The sequence below is a fragment of the Clostridium ljungdahlii genome (genome assembly GCF_001636845.1).
Lineage (GTDB): Bacteria > Bacillota > Clostridia > Clostridiales > Clostridiaceae > Clostridium_B > Clostridium_B ljungdahlii_A.
The window spans coordinates 24,811-33,678 of record NZ_LITT01000020.1 but is presented as its reverse complement, the minus strand read 5'-3'; the positions used below and the strand labels follow the sequence as shown (position 1 = coordinate 33,678).

The following is an 8,868-nucleotide window of genomic DNA, read 5'->3' as shown; positions in this document are numbered from 1 at the left end:
CGATAATAGATCTGGTGGTAATGACGTGAAGGTAACACCCCTTTCCATACCGAACAGGAAGGTTAAGCTTCAGAGTGCCGATGGTACTGCAGGGGAGGCCCTGTGGGAGAATAGGTCGCTGCCAGGTAAGTAAGGTACCCATTGTATAGAACGTTCTATGCAATGGGTATTTAAGTATATGCTTAAAAGTAAAAATTAAAAAAGAAATGAAAGATTAATACTTTCATTTCTTTTTTAATCACAAATATATTATTTTTGTTTAACAATTCTTTCGATCCTATCTTTAGTTTCTTTAGGAAGCTTTATATCATAGTATCTTATAGAAGTGTTGAAATCCATATCAAGTGCTATACTTGCCGCAGTTTTTGTAGACAATATATTGTTGCTGCCAGGTATTTCACGTACAGCCATAATCTTATTTATTCTTTTTTGAAGTAATAGCAATTTATCAAAATCTTTATTCATAAAAGTTTTATAAGTTTCAACCATTAATTTTGCTTGAGTATTAGTTTGAGTTCCTACAATACCATTTCCACCTATTATAAGGTTTGGTATAAGGTATTCATCGATTCCAGAGAAAACAGCAAAGTTTTTATGGACACTTTTAACCTTTTCTACAAAATTTCTTACATTAGCTAGGGCTGGAGTAGTATCTTTTACACCGCCATTTGCTATGTTTTCATATTTATTAGCTAATTTTAAGACTAAATCTGGAGATAAATTCACCTTTGTATTTTGAGGAATATTGTATAATATCATAGGCAAATTTGTATTCTCTGCTATAATGGAGAAATACTCAAAAACATGATTGTCATCTAGCTTAAAGTAAAATGGAGGTAAAACCAATATTGCATCTGCATTATTTTCTTCTGCAAATTTACCCAGTTCAATAACTTCTTTTAAATTGGTACTACCTGTGCCAACTATTAGTTTAACTCTTCCATCTATAACTTCTGATGCAAATTTTATGTACTGTTTCTTTTCCTCAAAAGTTAAATTAAAAAATTCACCTGTAGTTCCTAGTATACATATTCCATATATTCCATCAGAAATTAATTTTTCAATCATAGCTCTATTTGATTTACTGTCAAATTGACCATTTTCATCAAAAATAGTTATCATTGGTGTAAAAACACCTTTTAACATAATACAATTCCTCCCAAGTTTTAGTATAATACTCCTATTAAATTAGAAATATTAACTTTTTTATATTACAATTATAATAATACTAATTTTAAATGAATAATCTTACAACATCATTATCGTATTTATAGTAATATATAACAATGTTCAATTGCACAAATATTAATCGTTATCAGTTAAACATTTTCATTTATGTGCACATTGTAGCAGAATAAGATTTACTCTTATTATATAGTCAGGAGGAAGATTAAATGGAGATTAGCACCAAATTGGCTGAAGAAATAGTGGATAGAACTATGAAAGCCGTGAATAAAAATATTAATATAATGAATAAACAAGGTATTATAATAGCATCGGGTAATAAAGATAGAATAGGAAGTGTTCATGAGGGTGCAGTTCTTGCAATTGGAAGAAAATCTGAATTCAGTATTGATGAAAATCAATGTAGAAAATTGAATGGAGTAGAGCAGGGCACAAATATAGTTATTGAATTTGAACATGAAATTGTAGGAGTAATAGGTATTACAGGAAAAAGAGATGAGGTTATAGGCTATGGTAAGCTCATCAAAATGACGGCAGAAATGATAATAGAACAAGCTTATGTTATGAAGGAACTTGAATGGAGCAACAGGGTTAAAGAAGATATGATACTTTCACTTATTAAAAATGATCAGGGATCATTTCGTTTGCTTGAAAAGTATACTAAAAAATTTAAAATAGCTTCTAATTATCCTATGACTATTTTTATTATACAGGTTAATTTTAAACAAATTTCAAATAGAAAAGATTTGGATATATTAAAAAATATAGTGTCAATTTTGGAGGGTACTCTTAAAGAATCATTAGTAGCAGTTATTGACTCAAAGACTATCGTTTTATTATATAAGTGTCCAAATATAAAATATAAGGCTATAACTTGTAAGGATAGAATAGAGGGGATTTATGAGAAAATACAAAATCAAACTAATACTGATGTGAAAATATCTGTTGGAAAGGTATATACTAAACTAAGTGATATGCATAAATCCTATGAAATAGCTAGAGAAACACTTTTATTTGGAGAAAAAAGTCATCCTAATAATAACGTATACATTTTTGATGTATTGAAGTATGAGATGCTATTTTTTCAGGATAACGCACAATGGAAAGTCAATGAATTAAAGGATTCTTATAGATTAATTGAACTAAATGATAAGAACGGTGAATTAAGAGAAACACTAAAAGTTTTTATAGAAGAAAATGGAGAGTTAAATAAAGTATCAAATAAATTATTCATACATAGAAATACCCTTAATTATCGCCTTAACAAAATATATAAGATTACTAATATGAATCCTAAAAATTATATTGATTTATTTTGGCTGTACTGCTCTATTATTAATTTTAAAACTAATAAAAACTAATGGCTATAATTATGCAAAGAAAGGAATTGATATTTTGAGTTTAATAAGTGATGAAGAAATAGAAAAGATTAGAAATGCAAATCAGAAAAGGCTGGTAAAATTGCCAGATGGAACTTTAGTACCAGCATTAGGACAAGGCACATGGTATCTAGGTGAAAATTCACAAACGAGAAAAAGGGAAATAGAAACTCTTAGAATGGGAATAAGGCTTGGAATGACACTTATAGATACAGCAGAAATGTATGGAGATGGCGGTTCTGAAGTTTTAGTAGGTGAGGCAATAAAGGACATTAGAGACAAGCTATTTATTGTATCTAAAGTATATCCACACAATGCAGGATTTTCAAATATAGTTACTGCTTGTGAAAATAGTTTAAGAAGATTGAATACGGATCATTTAGATTTGTATCTTTTGCATTGGAGAGGAAGTGTGCCTTTTGAAGAAACTATAAAAGGCATGGAAAAATTGAAAAAGCAGGGAAAGATATTAAGATGGGGAGTATCAAACCTAGATACAGAAGATATGAAAGAATTTTTAAGCTGTAAAGATGGGGAAAATTGCATGGTTAATCAGGTATTATATCACCTGGGGTCAAGAGGAATTGAATTTGATTTACTGCCATGGCAGAGAAAGTACAACATGCCAATTATGGCGTATTGTCCAATTGCCAAAGGTGGTAAACTGAGAAGACAGTTATTAGATAATCCTATTTTAATAAATATGGCAAAAAAGTATAATGCAAAGCCATTACAGATACTTTTAGCTTGGAGTATAAGGACAAAGGATGTTATTGCAATTCCTAAAGCTTCCTGTGAGGAACACGTAATAGAAAATGCAAAAGCTGGATCAATTGTTTTATCTAAAGAAGATTTAATTGAACTTGACAGGATATTTCCGAAGCCTACTAGAAAATTAACTTTGGATGTACTTTAAAAATTTTTATTTGAATTAATCTTTGAAATACATCTTCGTTTTAGTTATAATTAATCGAGTAAAACTTTATTCAGATATATAAATATTTATCATAACGGAGGGAGTATTATGAAAATAAATCAATTACCAAAGTATTTCAAAGAGGTTGATGGCGAACTGTGGTTTGAGGAGTTTGAAGTTGAGAAAAAAAATTTAAAAATCACTTATAAAGTTAACAAGGTACTTTCTTATTTGAAATCCCCCTATCAAGAGATAGCTTTGATTGACACTGCGGCATTTGGCCCATGTCTTGCACTAGATGGAATAATGCAGTCCACTTCTGCAGATGGGTTTATATACAATGAGATGATAACCCATATTCCAGTACTTACACATAAAAAACCAGAAAAGGTTTTGGTAATTGGTGGAGGAGATTGCGGGGCAGTGCGTGAACTTTCAAAGTATGAAGAACTTAAAACAATTGATATGGTTGAGCTGGATGAAATAGTAACAAGGGAATGTATAAAGTTTCTTCCAAAGATAAGTGGAGGAGCAAATTTTGATAAAAGGGTGAATTTCAAATTTGGAGATGGAGTTCAATATGTAAAAAACACAGATATTAAATATGATGTAATAGTAGTTGATTCACCAGATCCAGAGGGACCTGCCAAAGATTTATTTGGAGAAGAATTTTATAAAAATGTGAAAAAAACATTAAATTCTGACGGAGTAATGGTATGTCAAAGTGAATCCCCAATGCTTCATCGTGATATAATTGAAAGTACGAGAAAAATATTAAAGGATAACTTTAAAATTGTAAAAACATATGTAGCTTTTGTTCCTACTTATCCTGGAGGATTGTGGAGCTTTACAATGGCCTCAGATGTCTATGACCCTTGCAATATAGATGTAGATAGATTGCCTTTAAATACCCGTTATTTAACAAAACAAATTGTAAAGTCCTGCTTTGACCTTCCAAATTTCATAAGTGATTTAAAATAAAGATATAATAAATTTAGCTAACATTGTTATGTTAGCTAAATTTATTTGGGGAGGATTATATGGTAGATAGTTTAAATTTGAAGGCAATTAAATTTAATTCTCCAGTTAAATTAAAACCTTTACTAATATCAATTTTAATTGGAGTACTAATTTGTTTTATACCTAAACCCAATATGGTACCTAGAAATGGATGGTACCTCTTGGCAGTGTTTATTGCTATTATAGTTGCCTGTGCTTTAGGTGCTGTATCACTTGGACTAGCATCCTTTATAGGCATATTCATTTTAACTTCCACACATATTATTACAGTAAAAACAGCATTTTCGTCCTATGCAGAAGGAGTTATTTGGCTGATTGTATGTGCTGATTGTCTTTCTATAGGGATAACTAAAACAGGACTTGGCAAAAGGATTGCCTATAATCTTATTAAGAAGATAGGTAAGAAAACTATAGGGGCAGGATATTCTCTGGTTATATGTGAAATTATATTGTCTATGTTGATTCCAAGCTCTGCTTCTAGGTCTTGTGGAATAGTGTTTCCTATTGCAAAATCTTTATCAAGAGCTTATGGATCAGAAGTTGGAGATGGAACTGAGAAAAAAGCAGGAGAATTTTTAATGCTTACGGCACTACATAGTAATCTTATTTCATCTTCTCTATTTATGACATCTTCGGTTGTAAATTTACTAGCAATTACTATGGCTAGAGATTTGGGAGTAAAAGAGAATATAACTTTTGGTATGTGGTTTTTAATGGCATTACTCCCATCGTTGATAGCTTTTATAGTTATACCTATAATCATTTATTTTTTATGTCCTCCAGAAATAAAAAAGATGGACAATGTTAAAGAATTGATGGATAAAAAATTAGAAGAATTAGGACCTATAAGTAAATCAGAGAAACTAATGATTTTTGTATTTGCAATAGTAGTTTTCCTTTGGATCATTGGTAATAAGATAAATTTAGATGTTACAACTGTAGGAGTCTTAGGACTCATAATATTAATTTCTACAGGGATTGTGTCCTGGGAAGAGTTCACTGGCAAAAAAGAAATATGGAATTTACTTGTATGGCTAGGAGCATTTATGATGATGGCAGGTCAATTAAACAAATTAGGAGTTATTAAGTGGATAAGCAGCATAGTAAGAGGCGGCATATATACAAAATCATGGATGCTTACACTAATTATAGTATGTATTATAATGTATTATTTGCATTACTTGTTTGCAAGCAATACAGTACACTTTACTGCCCTATTTTCAGCCTTTCTAACCATATTATTAAGTGCTGGAACTCCAACAATAGTATCTATATTTTTACTAGTTAACATATCAGCTTTAAGTTCTGGACTTACTCATTATGGATTAGCACAAGGAGGAGTTTATTTTTCGGGAGGATATGTTAAGCAAAGGAAATGGTGGTTTGTAGGTTTTTGCGTCTCAATAGCACATCTTTTAATTCTCATTGGAATTGGGATGTTATGGTGGAAATTGATTGGAATATATTAAGAATCTATTTATAAAGTTTTTTAAGTTCTAAACCTCTGTTATGAGAGATTATATATTTTTAAGCAAGGCACTATGCAATTACATAAAAACAAGAAGTGATAACTATGACTATTTATGCAATTGAATATTGATATTACTTTGAAAAAATATGATGATTATATTGGAAGAGAGTAGAGGAGGTATTAGAATGTGTAAGGAGAATAGTATTGGGCTTATCAGTAAATACATTCAAACTTCTGGTGGACTTGAAGCTGTTGGAAGAGAAGTCAAACAATTGGGAAAAAGAGCCTTTATTATTGGAGGGCAAACTGCACTTAGAGTTTCCTTTGATAAAATAGAACAAAGCCTGAAAAGTGAAGGAATCGATTATAAGGTACATATATTTAGTGGCTATTGCACAATAGCACAGATAAATCGTATTGGGGAAGAGGCAAATGAATTTAATGCTAATGTTATTATAGGCATTGGAGGAGGAACGGTATTAGATACAGCTAAAGCTGCAGCTGATATTTTTAGTAAAAAAATTGTTACAATACCAACTACTGCAGCACAATGTGCAGGTTATTCTAGTCTTAGTGTAATATACTCTGATGATGGAGTGGTACTGGATAATATGTTTCTCAAACATAAAGTAGATTGTGTAATTATAGATACAAATATTATTGCTAAAAAGTGTCCTTCTCGTATGCTGGCGGCTGGAATAGGAAATGGAATGGCAAAGTATCCAGAAATTCAGTTTAGAATGGCATCTTGTTCCAAGTTAAAGAAATCAAGTTCAATGTCTTTAGCTATGCAGGTGGTAAAATTTACCTGGGACAAATATATAGAAATGAGCAGAAAGGCTGTAAAGGATGTAAAGGATAATTGTAATTCACAGGAAGTAGAGGATATGGTTTGTGCTAATATTGTACTAACTGGAATGACATCATCCTTAGCTAATAGCGGAAATCAGTCGGCAATTGCACATTATTTCTATAATTGCATAACTAAGTTTTTTAAAGAACAACAAGCTAAGTTTTTTCATGGAGAATTAGTTTCTTTAGGAGTATTACTTCAAATGAAAATTAATGGATGTTCAAATGCTGAGATTGAGCAATATAAAAATTTTTTACGATCCATTAATTTGCCGACTACATTAAGAGATATACAATTAGATGCTGCGGAGAAAAATTTGAGGATTATTGCTCAATATGTTGCCAGTAAAATAAAATGTGGTGAAGAGGATAAAAAGTTAATTTTGAATAGTATGCAATCTATTGTTCCTTAATATGTAAAACTTTTCTCTGAAAAATATTTATGCATATATATAAAAAAGTGACTTTGATAACGATTGAAATTTATTCATATGAACATTGAAGGAAAGATAAAAAAATATGATAATTAGATTGAAAAGTATTTAGATATTATTAGTATGTTTTCTTAATATTTTAAATTCATGCTAATCCGAATTGAAACTTTGAGGTGTTTTTTAATTGTATTAATTTTATGGATATATGTAAATGATTCATATTTTATAGAAATACAGAATTTGGAGGAGATTTAATATGAGTAGTAAAGGTACACCTATTGTAACAGATATGAAAGTTATTCCAGTAGCAGGATATGACAGTATGTCATTAACATTAAGTGGAGCTCATGCACCATTTTTTACAAGAAATATAGTTATTATAAAAGATAATTCAGGTAATACAGGGCTTGGTGAAATACATGGAGGAGAGCATATTAGAAAGGCTTTGGAAAATTATAAGCCATTTGTTATAGGCAAACATATAGGTGATTATAAGGGTATAATATATGAATTAAAAAATAAGATTTGGGGTGCAGATCAAAATAACGGGGAAGGTATCCAAGAGCTTGATTTAAAAAACTTGCGTTTTGTGGTTCATGCTGAAACTGCTGTTGAATCTGCATTACTGGATTTATTAGGACAATATATGGATCTCCCGGTAGCATCTTTACTTGGAGATGGTAAGCAAAGAGATGCTGTAAGGATGCTTGGTTATTTATTCTATGTAGAAGATAAGAATAAAACGAATTTATCATATATTGATGAAAGCAATAGCAAGGACTCATGGTTTAAAATAAGAAGAAAGAGAATGGTAACTGTAGAAGATATTATTGAAGAGGCCCATGCGGTAAAAGAACGTTATGGAGTAAAAGATTTTAAATTAAAGGGAGGAGTATTTGAAGGAGAAAAAGAGATAGAAACTATAAAAGCTTTAGCTAAAGAATTTCCAGATGCTAATGTCAATATAGATCCTAATGGGGCATGGTCTTTAAAAGAAGCTATAAGGTTATGCAAGGATGCTGGCACAGCTTTATCTTATGCTGAAGATCCTTGTGGGCCAGAAAAAGGTTTTTCAGGAAGAGAGATTATGACTGAGTTTAAGAGAGCTACAGGGCTAAGAGTAGCCACAAATATGATAGCAACAGATTGGCGCCAGTTTGGTCATTGCCTTTCATTAAATTCACTTGACATAATTTTAGCAGATCCTCATTTTTGGACAATGAATGGTGCAGTACGTGCGGCACAAATATGTAATGAATGGGGATATACTTGGGGTTCACATTCAAATAATCACTTTGATATATCATTAGCAGTGTTTACTCAAGTTGCTGCCGCAGCCCCAGGAGAAATTACATCAATGGATACTCATTGGATTTGGCAGGATGGACAGTACTTAACTAAAACTCCATATAAAATATCTAATGGATTGATAGAACTTCCTAAAAAGCCAGGGCTTGGTTTGGAAGTTGATATGGACAAGGTTATGAAAGCTAATGAGTTATATACTAAAATGAGTTGTGGGGATAGAGATGACTCTATATCCATGCAGTATTTAATAAAAGATTGGAAGTTTGATAGTAAAAAACCATGTATGGTAAGGTAAAATGCTAT

At 31.1% G+C, this 8,868-nt stretch carries 7 protein-coding genes and 1 rRNA gene; 7 read left to right on the top strand and 1 reads right to left on the bottom strand.

The features are described from left to right. Nucleotides 1-10 precede the first annotated feature (10 nt). Nucleotides 11-127: ribosomal RNA gene (rrf, locus tag WY13_RS09520) — 5S ribosomal RNA — on the top strand. Between the two features lie 122 nt (nt 128-249). Here rrf and WY13_RS09515 read toward each other — a convergent pair. Next, nucleotides 250-1,146 (bottom strand): dihydrodipicolinate synthase family protein, encoded by an 897-nt coding sequence (locus WY13_RS09515; protein WP_063555443.1) that lies wholly within the window; start codon nt 1,144-1,146, stop codon nt 250-252. A 248-nt stretch (nt 1,147-1,394) separates the two neighbouring features. Here WY13_RS09515 and WY13_RS09510 point away from each other — a divergent pair, with 248 nt between their 5' ends. From WY13_RS09510 to WY13_RS09485, 6 genes are all read left to right on the top strand, one after another. Next, nucleotides 1,395-2,546, top strand: coding sequence for a sugar diacid recognition domain-containing protein (locus WY13_RS09510; RefSeq protein WP_063555442.1), 1,152 nt, complete (start codon nt 1,395-1,397; stop codon nt 2,544-2,546). Nucleotides 2,547-2,580: 34 nt separating this feature from the next. Further along, the gene (locus WY13_RS09505; RefSeq protein WP_063555445.1) at nt 2,581-3,480 is read left to right on the top strand and encodes an aldo/keto reductase; all 900 of its coding nucleotides are present in this window, start codon (nt 2,581-2,583) and stop codon (nt 3,478-3,480) included. A 108-nt stretch (nt 3,481-3,588) separates the two neighbouring features. Next, a complete protein-coding gene (speE, locus tag WY13_RS09500; RefSeq protein WP_013239464.1) occupies nt 3,589-4,461 on the top strand; it encodes a polyamine aminopropyltransferase in 873 nt (290 codons plus the stop codon). A 59-nt stretch (nt 4,462-4,520) separates the two neighbouring features. Then, a complete protein-coding gene (locus WY13_RS09495) occupies nt 4,521-5,969 on the top strand; it encodes a DASS family sodium-coupled anion symporter (RefSeq protein WP_063555441.1) in 1,449 nt (482 codons plus the stop codon). 187 nt (nt 5,970-6,156) lie between these two features. Continuing rightward, nucleotides 6,157-7,236 carry an iron-containing alcohol dehydrogenase family protein gene (locus WY13_RS09490; protein ID WP_063555440.1) on the top strand — a complete coding sequence of 360 codons (1,080 nt, stop codon included), beginning with the start codon at nt 6,157-6,159 and terminating at the stop codon, nt 7,234-7,236. A gap of 277 nt (nt 7,237-7,513) precedes the next feature. Further along, complete coding sequence (locus WY13_RS09485) at nt 7,514-8,860, top strand: enolase C-terminal domain-like protein (RefSeq protein ID WP_063555439.1); 1,347 nt, start codon at nt 7,514-7,516, stop codon at nt 8,858-8,860. The last annotated feature ends 8 nt before the right edge of the window (nt 8,861-8,868 follow it).